Raw genomic sequence first — 22,221 nt, forward strand, 5'->3', positions numbered from 1 at the left:
CTATATGAAAAGAAATATACTCTTAATTTTATTCTTATTTTTTTCGATTATATCGCAAGCTCAAACGTACACCATTAAAGTTGAGGGATATATAGGTCAAGGAAGGTCTTCTTGTGGTTCCAACAAAAATGGTTTAGGAGGAATAAAAATACTTTTCTCTGATGGAACCACAAAATATTTAAGAGATCCAGCTATTTACGGATTACGGTTTATTAATCAAAGTTATTCACATGAAGCTACTTTTAATGTATCTAAAAAGATAATTAAGGTAGAGTTTCATACGATTACGAGAAAAAATTCATGGAAAGGATGTGAAAGATCTAGAGAATCTTGGATTAAAGTAAATGTAGCTTCACCATGTTTTCTAAGGCGATATCAAAAGGATGAAGTATATAGAAGTGATATAAATAGAGGTTGGGCTGAAATTTCCATAAAACCTAATATATCTCTATCATATCCAGATGGATCAAGTACTTCAAGAGTAAAAACGGTTTGTGCAAGTAGTTCAGTTAGAATTAAAGCAACTTCAGGTTTTACTCCAACTTCAGGTGTGTATGTTTGGGAATTTTATGATCCTGTAAATACGGAGACTAGAACACACCCAGATTATCAAGCTTTATTAAATGCTGTATCTTCGGCAGAGGCAGAATATAATAGCTGTATAAGAAGAACAGGGGATATTGATAGATGTGAAGGATTTATGATGGCTGTATTTGAAGCAAAGAGAAATTTAAATAATTATACAGGTCCTAAAACTATTCAGGTAAGTGTTTGGAGGATCATCACGAATAAAACGGGGCAATCCACAATTGATTTAAAACTAGCTAATTTGTATTCTTCTTCAACAGATAGAGAAGAGGCCTTGACAAAAAATATAAATATACGTGTAAAGCCAAGTTGTAACAGTTCTTTTACAACAAATACTGTTACAGTACAATTTTTACCCGATGCTCCACAGATAGCAAAAGCGCCAACAATAAAACAACCTACTTGTTCTTACAGTACAGATGCAGACTTTAAACTGTATTTCACAAGACAAATTTTAAGTTATGAAAAAATAGATTTTAATCTTTTAAAGAAAACATTAACAAATGAATATATAGCTGTTGATAATAACCCAGGAATTACTTCATTTGTAAGGTCAGGAGGGTATTGGATGCATGATTGGAAGCCAAGTTCAGGAATATTAACATCAGGAGATTATAGGGTTGAGGTAACTGGATTTAATAGAAGTACAGGATCTCCTTTATGTGAAAAATACTCATATGATTTCCAAATAAAGTCTCCACCAAAAGTGGTTTTTAAAGCCTCCAAAACTCAAGATGAAACATGTTATAATAATAAAGATGGAAAAATAAAAATTGAAGGATCAGGTGGTTCAGGAAACTTTTATTATAGTTTAAATAATGGAGTTACCTGGAGTACTTCAACTTTTTCAGGAGTAACTACAGTAAGTGGATTAACCTCTGCAAATTATATTATTAAAATAAAAGATACTAAAGGTTGTATAGATCAAGATAACACTTCTGACGCTATAACTATAATTGGGAAAAATAAAATAACACATACTTTACCGTCCAATGCAGTTACGCATCCTAGCACAGTAGGAAGTGCTGATGCATCCATAAAAATAAATAGTGTAAGCGGAGGTACGCCTTTTAGCAACTATTACAATTATACAGTTTTACTCAATGGAAGTACTACCAATACTAAAAGTGGTAGGGCCTATGTAGGAGGTTTTACAATACCTAATTTACCAGCAGGAACACACAAAGTTAGATACACAGATAAAAATAACTGTACACAAGAGTATACACTACCAAAGGTTATAGACCCAAAACCAATAACATTTTCTGTTAGTTCAGTAAAACCAGATTGTTTTCAAGGCAAAGGAAAAATAAATGTAACAAGTATTACAGGAGGATACCCTAATTATACTGTTATTTTAAAAAGAGGTTCAACAGTACTAAGCACATTGACGGGAAGAACAAATAGTGCTTCTTTTAATATTGAGGCAGGAAACTATTCTGTTTTGGTTAAAGACAGTAAACAAGGTAGTTTAGAAAAATCTATTGCAGTAATAGAACAATCAGAGGTAACTATTTCAAAAGTAAACTTGACAGCTCCTATAAAATGTAATGGAGGTAGAGCCTCTGTTAGTATTATGGCTACAGATGGTAAATCAAATGCATATCAATATGCAGTATATAAGAGCTCAGGAATTTTATGGCAAGATAGTAATGTGTTTTCGTTACCAGCAAGTAGTACTGGGTATAGGTTTATAGTAAGAGATAGAAACGTTATGACTTGTAGGTCTAAAGTTTCTTCGCCAATACTTATAACAGAACCTTTGCCTATTGAAATTACTAGTAATTCTGTAAAACATAATAATGTGTTTGGAGAGGCTAAAGGAGAAATATCATTAACCATAGATGGAGGAGTTCCAAACTACACTATAACATGGAGAAAGAAATATGATACTTCTTTTTCTAGGACAGGAAGCATAATTACAGGGCTAAGAGCAGGATTTTATATAGCTACTATTAAAGATAGCAATGGATGTACAATAACTTCTAATGAAATACAAGTTAGAGAAAATCCTCAATTAGTAGCATCTCTTACTGTTAGCAAAGCCATTAGTTGTAATGGTGGTGTAGGTTCGTTAATAGTGAATCCATCAGGAGGATCAAATAGTTATTCATATAAATGGTTTAGAGGAGGTACAGAATTAATAGGGAAGACAACCAATCAGTTGGTAAATATTGGTAAGGGTAATTACTCTGTAACTATCAATGATGGATTTACGAGTATTTCAAGAAGTATTTCATTAACAGAGCCTAGTGCTATTACGTTAAACATAACTAAAACAGATATTTCTTGTAATGGAGCTGAGGATGGAAAAATAAAACTTGCCATTGGAGGAGGAACTCCACCATACCAATATTCTATTGATGATCAAACATCATTTCAAGCAGTAAATAGCTTAGTTGATAATACCATTGATGGATTGACAGTTGGAAGTTTTACTGTTTGGATTAAAGATAGTAATGGATGTATAGTTAATACACCAGCGACTACTACAATAACACAGCCAACACAAATAATTATTAATAGCTTTTCTATAACAAACTGTGAAGTAGCAGGAAATAATGAAGGAGCTATAACAATAGAAACTTCAGGAGGAGAAGGAGCGCATAGTTATAAATGGACAAAAGAAGGAGATGCTTCTTTTACTAGTAATACGAAAGACATAAATAATCTTTTTGCAGGAATTTATCATGTAGTTATAAGAGATGCTAAAAGTTGTGAAATAACCCAGTCATATGAAGTAAAGGAACCACAACCTATTCAAGTGGTTATAAAACTAACAAAAACTATTTTATGTAATGGTGATGAAACTGGAGAACTGCTAGCTGAGGTATCAGGAGGATACCCAATATATTCAACTCCAATTGATTTTGATTATAAATGGTACGATATAACTTCAGGGACGCCAGTTTTATTAAATTCAGATTTAAAACAAAATAAAATCAACAACCTAAAAGCAGGAAGTTATAGAGTGGTAGTAAATGATATAAAAGGAGCTACTACCCAAAAAGAGATCACAATTAATCAACCAGCTAAAATTGAAGTCAATTTAGCGTCGAGTACAAATGTGAGTTGTTTTGGAGGAGGAGATGGAAATATAGATATCACTACTTTAGGAGGAACTAAACCCTACAATTTTTCTTGGAAAAGTACGAATAACCCTACCTTTAGTGAGACTACGGAAGATATTACAGGTTTAAAAAAGGGAACTTATTATGTAGAAATTACTGATAGTAATGGATGTACATTTACTTCAAATAACCTTACGATAGAACAACCTTTAGCAGTGTTGGAGATATCTAATCATATGGTAAATAACTTAACAGGTTTTGAAACAAAAAATGGAAGTATATCTGTTGATGTTGTTGGAGGAACACCAAGTTATACATATGAATGGAGACAAAAAGGAAACACTACTATTTTAGGAACAACCAATCCATTTGAAAATATAGCGGCAGGAGAATATGAATTAACTGTTAAAGATGCTAATGGTTGTATTACAACTGGAAGTTATACTGTAACAGAACCAAAGTTATTAGTAATTGATGCCATAAATCAACAAGGTAATATTCTTTGTTATGGAGATAACACTGTAAATTTAACTGTTGAAGCTAGTGGTGGAGTGCTTTCATATAGCTATTCATGGAAATTAAAAGGAGGTGCAGTAGAACTAGGTACTAACAATACACTTAGTACTATAGGTGCAGGAACTTATGTAATAACAGTAACAGATAAAAATGGCAATATTGCTACGAAAGAGTACGAAGTTACAGAACCACTACAATTAGAAATTACGGGAATAACTAAAGTAGACGTGTCTTGTAATGGAGGAGCAGATGGTTCCATAGATGTAAGTGTTTCAGGAGGAACAGTGCCTTATACATATAGTTGGAAGCATGGAGTAGTAGGGAAAAGTTTAAACTCTTTACAAGCTGGAACCTATGAAGTGGTTGTTAGAGACAAAAACTTATGTGAAGTAACAAGAAAAATTACAATTCAAGAACCAACAGTTTTAGCCATAGATAATTCAGTGATAAAAGATGTCACAGGTTTTGGATTATCAAATGGAGAGGTAAGTATAAATGTTGTTGGAGGAACACCAAACTATACTTATGAATGGAAAAATTCAAGCGGAATTGTACAAAGCAGTACAACCTCTAAATTATCGGGAGTTAAAGCAGGAGAATATTCGGTAAAAGTAACAGATACCAAAGGGTGTTTAGTAGAAAAAACATATACAGTTAATGAACCAGAATTGTTAACTGTAAATGTAAGTGAGACTTCAATTCTATGTAAAAATGGAGTAGGAACACTAACAGCTGAAGTTAGTGGTGGAGTAATACCGTATACATATTCATGGAAGTTAAAAGGAAATGCTACAGTAGTAAGTACTACTAATGCACTTGAGGATGTAGGAGTAGGAATTTACGTAGTAACAATTACAGATAAAAACGGAAATATAGCCATTAAAGAATATGAATTAACAGAACCATCATTACTTGAAATTACAGGAGTAAATAAAGTTGATGTTGCATGTTATGGAGGTACTGATGGATACATAGACATTACTGTTTCAGGAGGAGTAGCACCTTATACATATAGTTGGAATCATACAAGTTTAGACGCTCAAAAAGTGGAAAACTTATCTTCAGGTACATATTCAGTTGTAGTTACTGATAAGAACGGGTGTAAAACAACGAAAGAGGTAACAATCAATCAACCAGAAAAATATGATATAACGAATGTGAAATTAATAAGGCCTTCATCAAACTTAGTAGATGATGGTAGTATTGAAGTTATTTTCGTCGGAGGAGTAGCACCTTATTCATTTGAGTGGAAAAATGAAATAGGAAATATAGTTTCTACAAAAGCATCTAGTGACTTATCCGATAAAATAGAGAACTTACCAGAAGGAATCTATACAATTACAATAAAAGATGCTGAAGGTTGTGTAATTGAAGAAACATACAATTTAGCAAGTCCAGGAGAATTATTAGTAGAGATAACACAGGTACAAGAAGTAAAATGTCATGATGCTTCAAACGGTATTTTAGATGTAATTACCGTTGGTGGAGTTGGAGGAAACAATTATGCATGGTATAATGCAGATAGCAATGAGCTTATAGGAACAGAAAAACAACTTAAAAATATTTCAGCAGGTAATTACTATGTGATAGTAAATAATGCAGAAGGAATAGAAGAAAAAAGTTCAATTTTTACAGTTTCTGAACCTACAGAAATTCAGTTAGCAATCAAAGAAATTGATTTAAGTTGTTTCAATGCCAATGATGGAAGTTTTGAGGTAGAAGTACAAGGAGGAACAGGTAATTATCAATTTAGATATAGAGATGTATCAAGCTTTAGCGATTGGATAAATGTAGCAGGAAATACTATAAAAGTGAATAACTTAAAGAAGAACACTTACACACTTCAAGTAAGAGATGCAAACAATTGTTTAGCTATAAATACAGATGGAGGTTCAGACTTTACAATAGAAATCACTCAGCCATTACCACTATCAGTTTCAAATGTATTGATAGAAGAAGTTACAGGGTTTGGATTATCAAACGGATCAATTTCTGTGGGAATAGAAGGAGGAACACCACCTTATGCTTATGAATGGAAAGATAGCTCAGGTACAACGATTTTAACAGGCAGTAATAAAATTACATCTATCTCGGCAGGCAATTATCAATTAATAACAACAGATAGTAAAGGGTGTACTTTAATTAAAGAGTATGTAATAAGTCAACCATTAAAATTAGAAGCAACCATTGTAAATACTTCAGTGATTAGTTGTAATGGAGAAGAAGATGGAACTTTAGCAGCTCAAGTTGTTGGAGGAGTAAAAGGGTACACCTATAAGTGGTATAAAGAATCAAGTAGTCCATTACTGTTAGGAACTTCACAATCAGTATCAGGTTTAGGCGAGGGAGTATATTATGTAGTCGTTGAAGATTCAAAAGGAAACATAGTAAAGAGTGACTTATATAATTTAAAAGAACCAGAAATGTTAGGATTAGAGTTAGGTTCAGACTATACTTTATGTGGAACAGGAAATGATTGGACAGTAAATACAAAAGTAACAGGGGGAACAGCACCATATAGTTACTTATGGAGTACAGGAGGTAACAAAGCTATGCTACAAAGTGTACCTATTGGAGAGTATAGTGTAACGGTTGTTGATGCTAATGGTTGTAGGATATCTGGCGAAATAAAATTAACACTACCACCAGAAATATCAATAGTAAGTGAAACAATAACAAAACCAACTTGTTTTCAAGGTGATGATGGTAGCATTGCATTAGAGGTTACTGGAGGAGCTCCACCTTATGAATATACTTGGAGTAATTCAAGAAAAGGTAAGGTAGCCACTGGACTAACTTCAGGAGAATATACTGTTGAAGTAAAAGATAGTAAAGGATGTTTTATAACAAAATCTTTTATAGTTGAAGATCCAGAGCAAATAGAGCTAGATTTAGGAACAGATGTAACGTTATGTGTAGATCAAACATATATTTTAGATGCAACTATTATTGATGGTGTAACATATAGTTGGAGTTCAACAAGCGGATTTACAAGTAATGAAGCTATTGTTGAGGTAAAAGAAGAAGGAACTTATACTGTAATAGCAACAGATAAAAAAGGATGTGTGGTAGAAGATAGTATTGAAATTATACGCTCAAAACAAGAGATATCTGCAGATATAGCAGTATCAACACAAGTGTTTACAGATGAAAGTTTTGTGGTAGTAAATATTAGTAGTGTAGTAGCTGATGAAGTAGTATGGATATTACCAGACGAAGCAATTATTAATGAAAGTAATGATAGTTATACAGAAATAAAGTTTGCAAAAGAAGGAGAGTATGAAGTAACGATGGTAACTAGAATAGGAAGTTGTGAAGCAATGATAACAAAGAAAGTAATTGTTATCGATAGAGAAGTGACAACAACAGAAGAAGACCAAAGGAATGCTTCACCAATGATTACAGACCTAATAATATATCCAAACCCATCTTCAGGTAAGTTTACTGTTGATATAGAATTAAAAGAACAAAATATAGTTAGTATGAAGATTTTAGAAATGCTAGGAGGTAGTTTAGTAGATGCAAAAACTATGAATGGCTCTGATAAGTATAAAGTTGATTACGATTTGAGTTTAGTTTCAGGAGTATATTTTATCTTAATAGAAACAGAAGAACAAAGAATAATTCAGAAGTTAATAATTAACTAAATAAGAATTGGAGATTATAAAAAAGCCGTTAATTTAATTATTAACGGATTTTTAGTAACAAATACAGTATCGCAAAAGAACCTATAGAGATAACGATAAGTAGTATAAGAGGAGGTAAAGGTAGATAGTAATAAAAGAAGGCTTTTAAAACCTTCTTTTTATATTAGCGGAAAAATTTATTTATATGAGAAAAGTAATTTTATCAGTAGCACTTTTATTAGTAAGTGGAGTCTTCACATCTTGTACAGATGTATCTGAAGATATTGTACCAAATAAAATAGAAAGCGAGCTTCAAAGTACGGGGGGAGAAGAAACTCAAGATCCTGACGAAGACGAGGAAGTACCGACACAAGATGGAAAACATAAAAGTATTGACACAGGCGGGGAAAATGATCATGACCCTGATGAAGAGGATGATGAAGTGTCAATAAAAGGTGGAAAAGAAAGTATTGATACGGGAGGTGAAGAAGATCTAATAGATGAAGAAGAGGAAGATCCTAATCCACCAAAAACACAAAAATTTGAAAGTACTGATACAGGAGGAGAAACCGACCAAGATCCTGATGAAGATGAAGAGGTACCCACAAAAGGTGGAAGATATGAAAGTATTGACACGGGAGGTGAGGATGGTCAAACTCCAGTAGAAGATGAAGACGAAGGTTAAAGCAATCTAAAATATCAAACGCCGTTAATTTAATTATTAACGGCGTTTTTACTTTCTATAGAAAAACCTTCTTTCTCCAAAATGTAAGGTGTAATAGGATCTAATTCTTTTAACGTTTCAGGATGTACGCCTCTAGCTGTAAAAAACTCTCTTTCTCCTTTTGTATTACTTCCGTACCAAAAATTCTCCTTACCGTTTGTAAAAAACTCCATATCCTTGGTAAGTGTTACTTTTTTAAAACGATCAATATCTATATGGTAAGTTGTATTATCTATTGAATTTAGATAATAACATGGGACTTCTTTATAATGGTCTTTTTCCCAAACAATGCAATTACTTTTTTCAAACAAAATATCTTTATAAAAAATAAATACAAAAACTAAAAGAATGACACCAATTAAAATAGGTGCTTTCTTTTTTAAGGGAATAGTTGAAATTTCTAACTTATTTTTTCCTTTTATTTTTTTACCAGTTAAGTTATTTTCTTCACTTATTGAAAAAGGCTTTACAGAATCTATAGTAATACTTTCCTTATAGTTTTCAAAGTCCTCAAAACCCAAATATTCAGCCATTACATCTTTTACAAAAAGATCGGGAACTCCAACGGGGATATTCTCTTCTTTTTCTACATACTTTTTATGCAACCTACTAATTGTTTGTACACTCACATGATTAAATATATCATGCCTTCTTTCTAGTAGTTCTTGTACGAAAAACACAGCTTTTCCATTTCGACTATCAATTCCTTCATCTGTCTCAATCTTTTTAAAAAAATCAACAATTAGTTTTTCAATCATGGTTAATCAATTATTAGACAAGTTGCGGTCAAAAGTAAAACTGTTGTACAAAAATTGATTACGGTTATCCATAAACTAGACAAAAACCAATTGATCAAGTTTTGATAAAAGGTAAAACTTGGATTTTCAGAATCTTTGCAGTGGCACTGATCGAGAAATAAAAAAGAAAACAAATTGATTGGTTCTAATTAAAAGATGAAATATCGGTAGAATTTCTTAGGGGGAAGCTACTTAATAATACCGATGTTCATCTCTACTTCCCGCGAAAGAGGCGCGCGACTCTTTTAAAAATTCTACACCCAAACTCGGTGTAACTGTAGCTAAGCAAAGTGCTTGGACAGGATAAATATTATCAATTTTTAAAAGTAACAAAATGAACAAGGTTTTATTAATTATAACATTTTTAGTAACAAATGGAATCTATACTATAAATACAAACTCAACTACTGTAGTACCGCAAACAGACTCTACAGAGACAACAACCAGTGATACTGGAGGAGAAGAAGATCAAGATCCAGAAGTAGATCCTGATGGAAATTAATATAAAAACGGGTGTAGTTAACTACACCCGTTTTTTTCTTTCTAATTTCATATTTTAGTAAAATGAAACAGATCAAGGTATTATTTTTTAGTGTGCTTTTTTTACCATTAACTATAACAGCTAATAGCGTAGATGAAATTAGAATAGATTTAGACTCTGTTTTATTAAAAAAACTAAAAAAAAAATATTCTTTTTATAAAAGAAAAGGTTTAAATAAAAAGACAATTATTTATGCAGATAGTATACTTAATTTGTTAAAAAAAGGAAAAGAGAACCAAGAATTAGCTTTGGCGTACAATAGAGTAGGTTATTTACATTATAGAAACAAAGCATATGATAAAGCATATAAAAATTATGAAGAATCGAAAGCAGTTTATAAAAAGTTAAATGATAGTCTTAATGTAGCGAGCAGATTATTAGCTTTAGCAAAACTTGAGTCTAATTTTGATTTGTTTTTAAAAAGTGACTCTACAGCTATAGAGGTGTTGAAATATTCAAATAATAACCCGAAATTTAATGAGATTGAATGTTCAACATATAATTGTTTAGGAATAAATTCAAGAAAACAAAGGGTTTACAATCAAGCTATAGATTATTATAATCAAGCTATACAAATAACAAATGATAGTTTAAAAAGAGTAAGGTACATAGCAAATAAAGCTGTTGTTTATAAATATGAAAAGAATTATAGAGAAGCAGTAAAAATATATGAAGAGTTAATTAAGAATAAGTTTTTTGATGAAATAGATTTAAAGCTGAAATTTAAAATAATAGATAATTATACCTATACAAAGCATTTATTAGGACAAGAGATTAATACTAGAGATTTTTTCAAAGTTCAAAGGTTAAAAGATAGTATTAAAGATTATGAAGGATTAATAACTAATTACTCATACATATCAGATTATTTTTATAATAAAAACTCTGATAAATCTCTATTCTACGCTCAAAAGATGTATGATTTATCAAAGGAAAGAGAAAGGCCTAATGATAGAATAGAAGCAATAGATAAGCTAATTAAACTAGTAAAAGGAAATGAGATTAGAAAGTATGCAATTGAAAGAAGTTACTTAAAAGATAGTATAATTGATGCTAGAAGAAAGTCAAGAAACAAATTAGTTAAAACGATATATAACTTTGATCTTTTAAAAGAGCAGAAATTAAAAGCAGAAATTAAAACAGAACAACAAAAATCGCAAAAACAACTCTGGATTTTCACAGTAATTCTTACCATTCTATCCTCAATAGTTTATTTCTTTTACAAAAGAGAAAAAAATAAAAAGAAAAAGCCATAGAAGTCTACAACACAGAAACCCGCTTAGCTAAAAAAATACACGATGAATTGGCAAACGATGTATACGCGGTAATGAATACACTACAAAATACATCAATAACAGATGAAAGGTTGCTCACGAGAGTAGAGAAAATATATGCACAAACCAGAGATATTTCTCACGAAAACAGTCCTGTACTCACAGGAGAGCACTTTGAGAGTTTCTTAAAACAACTGTTTTTAGATTTTACAAACGATCGTTGCAAGGTAATTCACAAAGGATTACAAGAAGTAAGCATAAACCAGTTAGCCAAAGAAAAACAAATAGTAGTATATAGAGCCTTACAAGAGCTCTTAGTAAACATGAAAAAATATAGCGAAGCAACGTTGGTGCTTATCACTTTTTCAGTAGAAAAAAACAAATTATCGATAGCGTATCAAGACAATGGAATAGGTGTAGAAAACCTCTCTGTAAAAAATGGTTTGCAAAATATGGAAATCCGTATTAAATCAGTAGGAGGGTTTATTACTTTTGAATCAAAGCAAGAAAAAGGATTTCAAGCAAAGTTTCAATTTAAAAAGTAGTTATGTTCAAAAAAGTATTGATAGCAGAAGATGCTGATTTTATGTCAAGCGGAATAAAAGTAGCCTTAGAAAACATGCAAATTCCTAATGTTGAATATGCACAATATTGCGACGAGGCTTTTTTAAAGCTAAAAAAAGCATGGTTAGACAATGAGCCGTTTGATTTATTGGTAAGCGATTTATCATTTAAAGACAACATACATGAACAACGATTAGAATCAGGAGAAGATCTCATAGCCGAAGCAAAAAAACTACAGCCTACTTTAAAAACAGTCGTATTTTCTGTAGAAGATAAACCCTACCGAATTCAGCAATTATGTAATGAGTTAGCAGTGAATGCGTATGTATGGAAGTCTAACCACGGACAAAGAGAGCTAAAAAAAGCAGTACAAAGTGTGTTTAACGGTGAGTTTTTTATCACCCCACAATTAGCACATGCCTTACGAGATAAAGAAGCCTTCGAAGTTACAGACTACGACGTGTTTTTATTAAAACATTTAGCAGAAGGCTTAGATCAAAAAGAAATTAGCGAAGCATTAAAAAACAAAGACATAAAGCCCAGTAGTGTTAGTTCGGTAGAAAAACGCTTAAAGCTATTAAAAGAAAACTTTAACGCCAATAACCCTACACAACTGATTGCCATCACCAAAGATTTTGGACTCATCTAAAATAAATGTCATTCCGAGCGATAGAGAGGAATCTCACTCAAAAGTGTTACCCTTATTTTTTTATTGTAAGTCTTGATTTTTGTTTCTTTTTATCAAGAAAAAGAATATAAGACTTTTTTATCGTCATTACAAGATGGATATGAGTAAGTAATCTTTCTGTAGAGAACTCCAAAAGTAAAGATTGCTTTGCTTTAGCCTGTCTTGAGCCTTTCGACTTCGCGCAAGATAAACTTAAGTCGAAAGGCTCGCAATGGCGTCATAACGAAGAACAATAAAAACACCGTATAAAACATTGAGAATTTTGTTAGTTATACTAGTAAATACCTCATACCCATTAAAAACCATAACAAAAAGAGTATATAACATAAAAAAGTACGAGCTATATGCTCGTACTTTTTACGTTATAAAATTTTGTTTGAAACATCAAACACTACTGTTGCCTGTTACATAACAGTAGTGTTTGGCGTTAAACAACAGTACTGTTATTACTTAAGCAACAGTGAGACTAAATGTAGAATCACCTACCATAATGTCCTTTAAAAAGCGTTCAGAGTTTCCTGTTGCCTGCGTTTAAACCCTAACACGATAGTTACCAGCAGCAAGGGCAGGAGCTTGACCAACAATCTTCTTATTACTCTTTTAAAAGTTAAGGAAATCAATATAACCTCTAACAAAGTTCTAATTATGGAAGCCATTTTTGTATAGCCTCTAATATAATAGTAAACCCTACGGAAACCCTCAAAGTTTTGTGCTTTAAGGAGAATAAGTTTGTAGTAATATTAAATAAAAAAAATGGCAAAAACACAATTAGGAACAATTAGAAAAACGGGACAAAAGTGTCCTGAGTCAGGAGTATGGGAAGCACAAGCAAACCCATCAGGAACAATTCCATTATCAGAAGGAGAAACATTTCCTCCACATAGAGGGAGTTCAGTTGACTGGAAACTTATATCTTATGCTTAATATTAAATAGTATAATTTTATAGGGAACTCTACGGGAAACCGTAGGGTTTTGTGTTTTTATCAAGGTAGGTTTGTAATGATATTAACCAAAAAAATATAGAAAATGCCAAAATATTATGTAAATAATACAGCACAACCAAATGGAGATCATGAAGTACATAAAGAAGGATGTAATTGGTTGCCTTTTGTTCTTTCCAAAAAAGACTTAGGCTATCATTCTTCTTGCCATTCAGCAGTTTTAAAAGCAAAAGAATATTATGCAAAAGCTGATGGCTGTAAACATTGTAGTGAAGAGTGTCACAAAAGCTAATTTATAAATTATGGAATATAAAGTAATACCCTTTACACCGTCTATTGATAGAAATAAAGGAAACTCAGCAAAAGTAGCACAACAATTAGAAGCTATTATTAGTAATTACAACGATCAAGGTTGGCGATATGTTCGATTAGAAAGTGTAGAAACTCATGTTCTCCCTGATTCAGGTTGTTTTGGAATAGGTTCTCAACCAGGATATACAGCATACAGGCAAATGATTGTTTTTAGTAAAGAATAATGAAACATTTGTTACTTCTTTCTATAAAGGCGTATTGGAAGTTTAAACCAAAGAATAAGCCAGCACGCTGTATATTTAGAAAATCCTGTTCACATTACGTATATGAAGAAACAAAAAGAAAAGGACTGTTAGCAGGAGCAAAAGCATTAAAATATCGGTTTAAAAACTGTACTTATGGTTATGAACTGTATTTAAACCCGATTAGTAAGAAAAAACAGATGCTGCTAAAGAATGGAGAAGTGTTAGAAGAAGAGGAAATAGCAAAACGATTATTATATTGATTAAACCCTACGGATTTCCGTAGGGTTTTCTGTTTTATAGAAATTAGATTTGATATAATAAACTTAATCCCTTAAATATTATGAATCAGAAATATGAAAAAGTATTACTAATTACATCATTATTAATAGTAATAGTTGCTACGGTAGTTGTAACGAAGAAAAACAATTCTAAAGAAAATTTATATAACAAAGCTTTAGTAGGCTGTTATGTTCCACCTAAAGCTAGGTGTACAGGTTCTGTTAACTGTAGAGCATGTAAAAACTGTAAGTATTGTAAATATTGTAACAGTGGAGGCTCTTGCGGTGTTTGCGGAAAGAGAAGTAGCACAAAAAGTTATACCAACTCTTATAAAAGCTACTCAAAGAAGCCACAAACCAAACAAACTATTTTTGACGGACGTAAAAACAATAGTACATTGTTAAAAGAAGAACCATATTATTTAAAAACATTATTGGTAAACAAAAACCTTTTAAATTTAAGAAGTGGCCCAAGTACTTCTTATTATGTAATTCAACAATTAAACTTTGGAGAAAAACTAACCATATTAGCCACTCAAGCAAAATGGATTAAAGTAAAAGTACAAAGAACAAAAGTAACAGGGTTTGTTCATGTGAGTGGTGTACTATTGGTGGAATAAAAGAAAGCTTAGATGTGGGTTTCCGTAGAGTTTTCTGTATTAGAAAGTATAGTTTTGATGTAATACTAATTAAAAAACATATAAAATGGGAAAACCAAAATTTGAAATCAAAAAGAGAAAGGATAATGAATTCATGTTTAACCTGAAAGCAGGAAATGGAGAAATTATTTTAACCAGTGAAGGCTACGCTAGTAAACAAGGATGTAAAAGCGGTATAAGTTCTGTAAAAACGAATGCACCTGATGATGATAACTATGAAAGAAAAGTAGCTTCAAATGAGCAATACTACTTTACACTAAAAGCGCAAAATGGAGAAGTTATAGGTAAAAGCGAAATGTATACCACAGCTTCAGCAAGAGATAAAGGTATTAAATCGGTACAAAATAATGCTCCATCTGCAGACACAGTTGATTTAACATAAAAAATTATTTATAGGAGATTAAAATTCTATATTGTAGTATTTAGAAGCCTTACGGAAATCCGTAAGGTTTTGTTTTTGAGTAGGTTTAGATTTGGGGTATAACCAAACTAAAACATAATGATAAAAAGATTACAAATTGTAGGTCTCTTTTTTATTTCAGTACTATTAACAGAATGTTCTACTGATACGGATGGAATAGAAGAGCAAGAAACAAAAACAGAATGGAAGTGTGGAGTTCACAATGGAAAGCAATTATGGACAGGACCCAAAGGAGGATGTTATTACTATAACAGTAATGGAAATAAAACATATGTAGACAGATCGGAATGTAATTGTTAAATGAGCTATGAGTACAAGAGCATTAAAAGTATTCAATTACAACCTGTTTTTATCAAGGTTTATTTATGGTTTAATCATTATAAATATAATCTGTTTAGTACTGGAGTCTTTTAAAACGTTAAGAGTTAACTATACACAGTTCTTTCAGTTTATAGAAGGATTCTCTATTCTGGTTTTTTCAATAGAATTTATAACAAGAATTGTAATTGCAGAAAAGCAAAATAATAAAGGGTGGAGTACTTACGTTTTTTCTGGTTACGGGATTTTAGACTTACTGTCAATATTACCCTTTTACTTACCACTAATTTTTCCGTTTGATTTACGAGTATTAAGGGTGTTGAGGCTGTTAAGGTTAGTACGAATATTTAAACTAGGTAGGTATTCAAAATCCTTTAAAACGATTAATTTAATACTAAAAGAAACCAAGCCAGAACTTTTAATAACAGCATTTATAGCATTGATATTAGTAATGCTCTCGTCTACTTTAATCTTTTATGCAGAAAACGAAGCACAGCCCGATAAGTTTTCAAGTATTATAGAAGCCTTTTGGTGGTCATTAGGAACACTAACCACTGTAGGGGTAGCAGATATGTATCCTGTAACTCCCTTAGGAAAATTCTTTAGCGCTTTAATAGGAGTTATAGGAATTGGCTTTGTGGCATTGCCTACAGGAATTATAAGTTCAGCTTTAATAGATAAAGTAAAAGAAGAAAAGAGTAACTGTAGTAACTGCCCTAATTGTGGGGTGAAAATAGATAAGAACTAATGGGATTTCAATTTTACAGACGAATAAAACTAGGAAAAGGTTTTGGACTGAATATTAGTAAATCGGGTATTTCTCCAAGCTTACGAACTAAAATAGGAGCAGTAAGCTCCAAAGGGCACTCTATAAGAACTGGTGTAAAAGGGTTGCAGTATAGAAAAAGACATTCTAAAAAAGAAGGAATAGGCTGCCTAGGAATTGTCTTTGCTATAGTTAGTGTTTTTGTAGCACTGTTAATCAAAAGAAAGTAAATGTACTCGTAGTTAAACTCTAATCAAATGAAAGTAGGAATACAAAAAACAGTAAATATTATTTGCGCCATAGCATTGTTTTTAGCAGTAACAGCACTACCAATTGAATATTACAATGTTTTAAGAGTAATTGTTTTTACAGGATGCTTATTGGTAGTTTTTAATCAGAAAATAAAGAAGCTTTGGAGGTTGTTATTTATAACAATAGCATTATTATTTAACCCCATATTTCCTATCTATTTATATGTAAAATTATATTGGGTTCTTTTAGATGTTCTCTGCGGAATCTTATTTCTACTGCTCGTATTTTATGGGTATAGCTCAAGCATAAAAAAACAACGAACAATAAAAAAACAAGTGTCTAAAAATAAAGACATGTATAATGTTAAATATTAAAAAAATGAATGAAATAACTACCGAACTTAAAAGTCACTTTTTAAGACTATATGAAATGGCTTTTGCTGACAATGATTTTGATGTGTTAGAAACACAAATGCTATACAAATTTGCAGAAGAGAGAAATATATCTAAACAAGAGTTAGATAATATTTTACTATCAAGTCAACAAGAAAGCTTAGTACCCGAAAGCTTGGAGCTTAAAGTTGAATACTTATATGATTTAGCAGTAATGATTTGGGCAGATGGAAAAGTAACAGAAGATGAACTGATAACTCTAAAAAAGTATTGTTTAAAGTTCGGGTTTTTAGAAGAGAACCTAGAAGAATTGACTAGTTTTTTGATAGAAAATGCAAAAAAGCATACACCTAAAACAACATTGTTAAAACAACTAACCTAATCAACTAACAAGTATGGAAGCCTTAAAAAAAATATTTACTACAAGGGAGAAAGACCCAGTAGAAGAAGTAGTAGTAAAGGAAGAAAAAAAAGATGTCAAACTAACTTTTTTCGAAAGTGGTTATGGATCATCAAAGCAAGCCTCTGGGAATCATAAAGTCTTTAGAGCTTGTTTAAACGATGTTTATATGGACTATAAAAGAAAATGCGCAGAAGATGAAGAGCTACAAAAAAAACTAAAAGATCCTCATATACAAGAAAAAGGAAGAGAAGGAATTGAGTTAAAGAAAAGACAAACAGCCAAAGCAATCTTAGAAGAAAACATTAAAACAGATGAAGAAAAGATTGAAGAGTGTGAACATCAAATAGTTGAAGTTAGAGAGAATCCAGAGAAGTATGTAGAAGAAGTAGATAAAAAACCAAAAGCCCAATTTTATTTGGGGCTAATAGTGCTTATTCCAATAACATTCTACCTATTAGTTTTTTATATATCAGCCTCATATTCAGCTTTTTTTAAAAACTTTGAAAATAGTGAGTTATCAGCGGCTATTTTTGACGGGAAATCATTTTCTAAAGCCTTAGAACATGGAGTTTTAGAAGCGATTTTTGTAGCTACCATACCATTTGCTTTTATGGGCTTAGGGTATTTAATACATATGTTTCAAAAACATAAAAACTGGCTGTCTTATGTAAAAATAGGAGCGCTATTTATTATCACTTTTATTTTCGATGCTATACTAGCATATCAGATAGAAATGAAGATTTATGATTATAATAAAACACCAGATTCACCAGAGTTTGATTTGTCAATAGCCTTTAGTAAAGTAGAGTTTTGGGGAATCATCTTTGCGGGCTTTGTCGTATATATAATTTGGGGACTGGTGTTTGATTTTATTATGAAGGAATATGAGAACATTGATAAAATAAAAGCCTTTATAAGAAGTAAAAGAGAAACGATTGTTAACCTACAAAAATCAATAACTGAAGCCATAGAAAAATTAAACGGTGTAAAAGAAGAAATCTCAGGAATAGAAGCAAGAATAGCCAATTTACAGAGAACAATTGATGGCTTTGTATTCCCTAATAAACGTTACCTAACCTACCATGCAGAATATGTAAAAGGATGGTATTTAGCTATAACAGACAATTTTTTAGATTTAAAAAGGAGAGATGAATTACTTTCTAAATGTGATGAAGTAGAAAAAGAACACCTGACAAAATATGATTTAACAGATGAAAATACGGAAGGAATAATTTATAAATCTCAATTAAAATAACGAAAAATGAAAGCATATAAACTTATAATAGTAACTCTATGTATTATACTTACATACTCTTGTTCAAATAAAAAAGAAAAAGACCCAGTAGCAGAAGTATCAAAAGAAATAAGTAGTACAAGTAAAAAAAAGAGCAAAGAAAATTTAAATATTAGTATCGTATTAGATTTATCAGATAGAATAAATCCAAAGAAGTATCCAGAACCTTCAATGGAGTTTTATCAAAGAGATTTAGGTTACATCGAATCCGTCGCGAAGACTTTTCAAAATCATATTAGAGGGAAGAGAACAAATAAAATTAATGATAAAATACAACTGTTTGTTGAACCAGCACCATCAGATAGTGAATTAAATCAGAAAATAGCAACACTCAAAACACAGTTTGATAAAACTAATGCAACCAAAGAAGAAATTCTAAAAACCGCAAAGAAGTATATAGAGATATGTAATAATATTTATGAAACGGCTATTACAGATGATAAATATGTTGGGTCAGACATAAGAGGTTTCTTTAAAAATAAGATCCAAGATTATTGTGTGGAAGAAGGATATAAGAATGTGGTAGTGGTTTTAACAGATGGGTATGTGTACCATAAAGATAACCTTACAAGAGAACAAAACAGAACATCGTACTTAGTACCAAAAACAATAAGAAGTTTTAAACTAAATAAAGGTAATTGGAAAGAGAAGTTTCAATCAAAAGATTATGGTTTTTTACCTTTACATAAAAATTTACAAAATGTAGAAGTATTAGTTTTGGGAGTAAACCCAGATAAAAAGAACCCTTACGAAGAAGATGTAATAAAAGAGTATTGGAAAAAATGGTTAACAGAAATGAATGTAAAGAAGTTTCAAATAAAAAGAGCAGATTTACCTATTCATATAAATGATGTTATCAACGATTTTATTCTTACCAAGTAAAATATGTACCTAAAAACAATACTATTATTTTTATTAATAACTTTAACAGGGGCAAAAGTACCGAAAGAATTTAGTGCAAGAGTAATTGGGGTAGTAGACGGAGATACCGTAAAGGTGTTATATCAAAATAAACCAATACACATAAGGCTAGAACATATTGATTGTCCAGAAAAAGGACAGCCATACAGTACCAAAGCAAAACAATTCGTGTCCAACAAAATATTTGGAAAAACAGTTAAAGTAGTGAACAAAGGGAAGTGGCATTGGAACCGTTTAATCGCCGAAATATATTTTGATAACCATCAAAACATTAATAAAAGCTTAGTTAAAAAAGGGTTGGCAATGCACTTTAAAAAATATTCAAAAAGTAAAGAATATGCCCTGTTAGAAAACAAAGCAAAACAACTTAAAATAGGTATGTGGTCATTACCCAATGTAACTACACCCTGGCAATATAGAAAACAACTAAACTAAATAACAAATGAAAAAAGTCATAATAATGCTACTATCAGTAGGTGTGTTAGTGGCATTTCAAAAAGTAGAAGACAAAAAAGTGTATATCTGTAGCAGTGTAGCAAGCACAAAATATCACTTTAAAAAAAACTGTAGAGGGTTATCGCAATGTAAAGCAACGATAAAGGAAAGTACAGAGAAAAAAGTGAGGAGATATGGGAGATTGCTCTGTAAATGGGAGAAGAAAGCATTAAAAAAGAAATAAAACGAACTCTGTTGATAACTATATTAACAGAGTTTTTTATTTTTTCTGGCGAAGTACTATTTTAGCACAGACTTCAATTCACACGATTTTTTATGACGCAAGAAACACAATATACCGAAGACAATATACGCTCGCTCGATTGGAAAGAACATATCCGTATGCGACCTGGGATGTATATTGGTAAACTGGGAGACGGATCATCACCAGACGACGGAATTTACATTTTGGTTAAAGAGGTTTTAGATAACTCTATTGACGAATTTGTCATGGGAGGAGGTAAGACTATAGAAGTTTCTGTACAAGGGAATAAGGTAATTGTGCGAGACTACGGACGTGGTATTCCGCTAGGAAAAGTAGTAGACGTAGTTTCGAAGATGAACACAGGAGGAAAGTACGATTCCAAAGCCTTTAAAAAATCAGTTGGATTAAATGGAGTTGGTACGAAAGCAGTAAATGCGTTATCAACCTATTTTAGGGTGGAATCTAATCGTGACGGTAAATCAGCTTCAGCAGAGTTTGAAAAAGGGAATTTAACCAATCAAGAATTGTTGGATGAAACCTCTCGTCGTAGAGGTACTAAAGTAACCTTTATTGCAGATGAAACCATCTTTAAGAATTATAAGTATCGTCCTGAATACATTTCCAAATTATTAAAAAACTATGTGTACCTAAATCCAGGGTTAACCATCGTTTTTAACGGAGAAAAGTTTTATTCAGAGAACGGTTTAAAAGATTTATTGGAAGATAACAACAACAAAGAAGATATGTTGTATCCAATAATCCATTTACGAGGCGACGATATTGAAGTAGCAATTACACACAGTAGAACACAATATTCAGAAGAATACCATTCATTTGTAAACGGACAAAATACTACACAAGGAGGAACGCACTTAAACGCATTTAGAGAAGCAGTAGTAAAAACAGTTAGAGAATTTTTTGGGAAGAATTTTGATGCTTCCGATGTACGTAAATCAATTATCGGTGCTATTTCTATCAAGGTAATGGAACCAGTTTTTGAAAGTCAAACAAAAACAAAATTAGGTTCTACAGAAATGGGAGGAGACCTACCAACCGTTCGAACGTATATTAATGACTTTGTTAAAACGCAGCTAGATAATTACCTACATAAAAACACGGAAGTAGCCGACAAACTTCAAAAGAAGATATTACAGGCAGAAAAAGAGCGTAAAGAATTATCAGGAATACGAAAATTAGCTCGTGAACGTGCCAAAAAAGCAAGTTTACACAACAAGAAATTACGCGATTGCCGTATACATTTTGGAGACACTAAAAAAGATGGATATTTAGATACTACCTTGTTTATTACTGAGGGAGATTCGGCAAGTGGTTCGATTACCAAATCACGTAATGTAAATACACAAGCAGTATTTAGTTTAAAAGGAAAGCCATTAAACTCGTATGGGTTGTCTAAAAAGATAGTGTACGAAAATGAAGAGTTTAACCTACTACAAGCAGCTTTAAACATTGAAGACGGACTGGAGGACTTACGTTATAATAATATCGTAATAGCAACCGATGCCGATGTTGATGGTATGCATATTCGTTTGTTATTAATAACCTTTTTCTTACAATTCTTCCCAGAAGTAATCAAAGAAGGACACCTGTATATTTTAGAAACTCCGTTATTTAGAGTACGAAATAAAAAAGAAACTATTTATTGTTATTCAGAAGAAGAAAAGCAAGCTGCGATAAACAAACTAAGAGGAAAACCAGAAATTACTCGATTTAAGGGATTAGGGGAGATTTCTCCTAACGAATTTGTCCATTTTATAGGAGATGATATTCGTTTAGACCCAGTAATGTTAGACAAAGAAATGTCGATAGAACAAATGTTAGAATTCTATATGGGTAAAAATACTCCAGACAGACAAAAGTTTATCATCAACAACTTAAAGGTTGAGTTAGATATTGTAGAAGAAGTTTAAA

22 protein-coding genes are annotated in these 22,221 nt (G+C 31.7%); 21 read left to right on the forward strand and 1 reads right to left on the reverse strand.

The genetic code is table 11. From position 1 onward, the window contains the following. The first annotated feature begins 4 nt into the window (after nucleotides 1-4). Both D6T69_RS08290 and D6T69_RS08295 read left to right on the forward strand, forming a co-directional pair. Nucleotides 5-7,822, forward strand: coding sequence for a T9SS type A sorting domain-containing protein (locus tag D6T69_RS08290; RefSeq protein WP_125067300.1), 7,818 nt, complete (start codon nucleotides 5-7; stop codon nucleotides 7,820-7,822). Between the two features lie 184 nt (nucleotides 7,823-8,006). After that, nucleotides 8,007-8,486 carry a hypothetical protein gene (locus D6T69_RS08295; protein WP_125067301.1) on the forward strand — a complete coding sequence of 160 codons (480 nt, stop codon included), beginning with the start codon at nucleotides 8,007-8,009 and terminating at the stop codon, nucleotides 8,484-8,486. 29 nt (nucleotides 8,487-8,515) lie between these two features. Here the strand turns inward: D6T69_RS08295 and D6T69_RS08300 are convergent, their stop codons facing one another. Beyond that, nucleotides 8,516-9,283, reverse strand: a complete 768-nt coding sequence (locus D6T69_RS08300; protein WP_125067302.1) for a hypothetical protein — start codon at nucleotides 9,281-9,283, stop codon at nucleotides 8,516-8,518. 373 nt (nucleotides 9,284-9,656) lie between these two features. Between D6T69_RS08300 and D6T69_RS15975 the strand changes: the two genes are divergently transcribed. From D6T69_RS15975 to D6T69_RS08390, 19 genes are all read left to right on the forward strand, one after another. Further along, entirely contained in the window at nucleotides 9,657-9,824 is a 168-nt protein-coding gene (locus tag D6T69_RS15975; protein WP_164506705.1) for a hypothetical protein, read from the forward strand. Nucleotides 9,825-9,886: 62 nt separating this feature from the next. Then, nucleotides 9,887-11,119, forward strand: a complete 1,233-nt coding sequence (locus D6T69_RS08305) for a tetratricopeptide repeat protein (RefSeq protein ID WP_125067303.1) — start codon at nucleotides 9,887-9,889, stop codon at nucleotides 11,117-11,119. A 47-nt stretch (nucleotides 11,120-11,166) separates the two neighbouring features. Next, nucleotides 11,167-11,682, forward strand: coding sequence for a sensor histidine kinase (locus D6T69_RS08310; protein ID WP_125067304.1), 516 nt, complete (start codon nucleotides 11,167-11,169; stop codon nucleotides 11,680-11,682). 2 nt (nucleotides 11,683-11,684) lie between these two features. After that, complete coding sequence (locus tag D6T69_RS08315; RefSeq protein WP_125067305.1) at nucleotides 11,685-12,350, forward strand: response regulator transcription factor; 666 nt, start codon at nucleotides 11,685-11,687, stop codon at nucleotides 12,348-12,350. Between the two features lie 792 nt (nucleotides 12,351-13,142). Continuing rightward, nucleotides 13,143-13,313, forward strand: coding sequence for a hypothetical protein (locus tag D6T69_RS15980; protein ID WP_164506706.1), 171 nt, complete (start codon nucleotides 13,143-13,145; stop codon nucleotides 13,311-13,313). 103 nt (nucleotides 13,314-13,416) lie between these two features. Beyond that, nucleotides 13,417-13,623, forward strand: a complete 207-nt coding sequence (locus tag D6T69_RS08320) for a hypothetical protein (RefSeq protein ID WP_125067306.1) — start codon at nucleotides 13,417-13,419, stop codon at nucleotides 13,621-13,623. Nucleotides 13,624-13,633: 10 nt separating this feature from the next. Then, a complete protein-coding gene (locus tag D6T69_RS08325; protein ID WP_099216602.1) occupies nucleotides 13,634-13,867 on the forward strand; it encodes a hypothetical protein in 234 nt (77 codons plus the stop codon). Further along, the gene (yidD, locus tag D6T69_RS08330) at nucleotides 13,867-14,148 is read left to right on the forward strand and encodes a membrane protein insertion efficiency factor YidD (RefSeq protein ID WP_125067307.1); all 282 of its coding nucleotides are present in this window, start codon (nucleotides 13,867-13,869) and stop codon (nucleotides 14,146-14,148) included. Before D6T69_RS08325 ends, yidD begins: the two co-directional genes overlap by 1 nt. An 80-nt stretch (nucleotides 14,149-14,228) precedes the next feature. After that, nucleotides 14,229-14,786 carry an SH3 domain-containing protein gene (locus D6T69_RS08335; RefSeq protein WP_125067308.1) on the forward strand — a complete coding sequence of 186 codons (558 nt, stop codon included), beginning with the start codon at nucleotides 14,229-14,231 and terminating at the stop codon, nucleotides 14,784-14,786. 85 nt (nucleotides 14,787-14,871) lie between these two features. Then, the gene (locus D6T69_RS08340; RefSeq protein ID WP_125067309.1) at nucleotides 14,872-15,207 is read left to right on the forward strand and encodes a YegP family protein; all 336 of its coding nucleotides are present in this window, start codon (nucleotides 14,872-14,874) and stop codon (nucleotides 15,205-15,207) included. A 117-nt stretch (nucleotides 15,208-15,324) separates the two neighbouring features. Continuing rightward, complete coding sequence (locus tag D6T69_RS08345; RefSeq protein WP_125067310.1) at nucleotides 15,325-15,546, forward strand: hypothetical protein; 222 nt, start codon at nucleotides 15,325-15,327, stop codon at nucleotides 15,544-15,546. A gap of 7 nt (nucleotides 15,547-15,553) precedes the next feature. Next, entirely contained in the window at nucleotides 15,554-16,312 is a 759-nt protein-coding gene (locus tag D6T69_RS08350; RefSeq protein ID WP_125067311.1) for an ion transporter, read from the forward strand. Next, entirely contained in the window at nucleotides 16,312-16,560 is a 249-nt protein-coding gene (locus D6T69_RS08355; protein ID WP_125067312.1) for a DUF4236 domain-containing protein, read from the forward strand. Before D6T69_RS08350 ends, D6T69_RS08355 begins: the two co-directional genes overlap by 1 nt. Nucleotides 16,561-16,587: 27 nt before the next feature. Next, on the forward strand, nucleotides 16,588-16,956 hold the full coding sequence (locus D6T69_RS08360) for a DUF6804 family protein (protein ID WP_125067313.1): 369 nt from the start codon (nucleotides 16,588-16,590) through the stop codon (nucleotides 16,954-16,956). 4 nt (nucleotides 16,957-16,960) lie between these two features. Continuing rightward, complete coding sequence (locus D6T69_RS08365; RefSeq protein ID WP_125067314.1) at nucleotides 16,961-17,356, forward strand: hypothetical protein; 396 nt, start codon at nucleotides 16,961-16,963, stop codon at nucleotides 17,354-17,356. A gap of 13 nt (nucleotides 17,357-17,369) precedes the next feature. Further along, nucleotides 17,370-18,632, forward strand: a complete 1,263-nt coding sequence (locus tag D6T69_RS08370) for an ABC transporter permease (protein ID WP_125067315.1) — start codon at nucleotides 17,370-17,372, stop codon at nucleotides 18,630-18,632. A 6-nt stretch (nucleotides 18,633-18,638) separates the two neighbouring features. Continuing rightward, nucleotides 18,639-19,553, forward strand: coding sequence for a hypothetical protein (locus D6T69_RS08375; protein WP_125067316.1), 915 nt, complete (start codon nucleotides 18,639-18,641; stop codon nucleotides 19,551-19,553). Between the two features lie 3 nt (nucleotides 19,554-19,556). Further along, nucleotides 19,557-20,027 carry a thermonuclease family protein gene (locus tag D6T69_RS08380; RefSeq protein WP_125067317.1) on the forward strand — a complete coding sequence of 157 codons (471 nt, stop codon included), beginning with the start codon at nucleotides 19,557-19,559 and terminating at the stop codon, nucleotides 20,025-20,027. 336 nt (nucleotides 20,028-20,363) lie between these two features. After that, complete coding sequence (locus D6T69_RS08390) at nucleotides 20,364-22,220, forward strand: DNA topoisomerase IV subunit B (RefSeq protein WP_125067318.1); 1,857 nt, start codon at nucleotides 20,364-20,366, stop codon at nucleotides 22,218-22,220. Nucleotide 22,221: the final 1 nt, after the last annotated feature.

The organism is Tenacibaculum singaporense, assembly GCF_003867015.1.
Lineage (GTDB): Bacteria > Bacteroidota > Bacteroidia > Flavobacteriales > Flavobacteriaceae > Polaribacter > Polaribacter singaporensis.

What these genes read in the sequence shown, in the direction of transcription:
- D6T69_RS08370 (WP_125067315.1), top strand. Translation starts at nt 17,370, where the DNA reads ATGGAAGCCTTAAAAAAAATATTTACTACAAGGGAGAAAGACCCAGTA.
- D6T69_RS08350 (WP_125067311.1), top strand. Translation starts at nt 15,554, where the DNA reads ATGAGTACAAGAGCATTAAAAGTATTCAATTACAACCTGTTTTTATCA.
- D6T69_RS15980 (WP_164506706.1), top strand. Translation starts at nt 13,143, where the DNA reads ATGGCAAAAACACAATTAGGAACAATTAGAAAAACGGGACAAAAGTGT.
- D6T69_RS08390 (WP_125067318.1), top strand. Translation starts at nt 20,364, where the DNA reads ATGACGCAAGAAACACAATATACCGAAGACAATATACGCTCGCTCGAT.
- D6T69_RS08380 (WP_125067317.1), top strand. Translation starts at nt 19,557, where the DNA reads ATGTACCTAAAAACAATACTATTATTTTTATTAATAACTTTAACAGGG.
- D6T69_RS08375 (WP_125067316.1), top strand. Translation starts at nt 18,639, where the DNA reads ATGAAAGCATATAAACTTATAATAGTAACTCTATGTATTATACTTACA.
- D6T69_RS08345 (WP_125067310.1), top strand. Translation starts at nt 15,325, where the DNA reads ATGATAAAAAGATTACAAATTGTAGGTCTCTTTTTTATTTCAGTACTA.
- D6T69_RS08340 (WP_125067309.1), top strand. Translation starts at nt 14,872, where the DNA reads ATGGGAAAACCAAAATTTGAAATCAAAAAGAGAAAGGATAATGAATTC.
- D6T69_RS08300 (WP_125067302.1), bottom strand. Translation starts at nt 9,283, where the DNA reads ATGATTGAAAAACTAATTGTTGATTTTTTTAAAAAGATTGAGACAGAT.
- D6T69_RS08325 (WP_099216602.1), top strand. Translation starts at nt 13,634, where the DNA reads ATGGAATATAAAGTAATACCCTTTACACCGTCTATTGATAGAAATAAA.
- D6T69_RS08360 (WP_125067313.1), top strand. Translation starts at nt 16,588, where the DNA reads ATGAAAGTAGGAATACAAAAAACAGTAAATATTATTTGCGCCATAGCA.
- D6T69_RS08355 (WP_125067312.1), top strand. Translation starts at nt 16,312, where the DNA reads ATGGGATTTCAATTTTACAGACGAATAAAACTAGGAAAAGGTTTTGGA.
- D6T69_RS15975 (WP_164506705.1), top strand. Translation starts at nt 9,657, where the DNA reads ATGAACAAGGTTTTATTAATTATAACATTTTTAGTAACAAATGGAATC.
- D6T69_RS08320 (WP_125067306.1), top strand. Translation starts at nt 13,417, where the DNA reads ATGCCAAAATATTATGTAAATAATACAGCACAACCAAATGGAGATCAT.
- D6T69_RS08295 (WP_125067301.1), top strand. Translation starts at nt 8,007, where the DNA reads ATGAGAAAAGTAATTTTATCAGTAGCACTTTTATTAGTAAGTGGAGTC.
- D6T69_RS08305 (WP_125067303.1), top strand. Translation starts at nt 9,887, where the DNA reads ATGAAACAGATCAAGGTATTATTTTTTAGTGTGCTTTTTTTACCATTA.
- D6T69_RS08365 (WP_125067314.1), top strand. Translation starts at nt 16,961, where the DNA reads ATGAATGAAATAACTACCGAACTTAAAAGTCACTTTTTAAGACTATAT.
- D6T69_RS08335 (WP_125067308.1), top strand. Translation starts at nt 14,229, where the DNA reads ATGAATCAGAAATATGAAAAAGTATTACTAATTACATCATTATTAATA.
- D6T69_RS08315 (WP_125067305.1), top strand. Translation starts at nt 11,685, where the DNA reads ATGTTCAAAAAAGTATTGATAGCAGAAGATGCTGATTTTATGTCAAGC.
- D6T69_RS08290 (WP_125067300.1), top strand. Translation starts at nt 5, where the DNA reads ATGAAAAGAAATATACTCTTAATTTTATTCTTATTTTTTTCGATTATA.
- yidD (WP_125067307.1), top strand. Translation starts at nt 13,867, where the DNA reads ATGAAACATTTGTTACTTCTTTCTATAAAGGCGTATTGGAAGTTTAAA.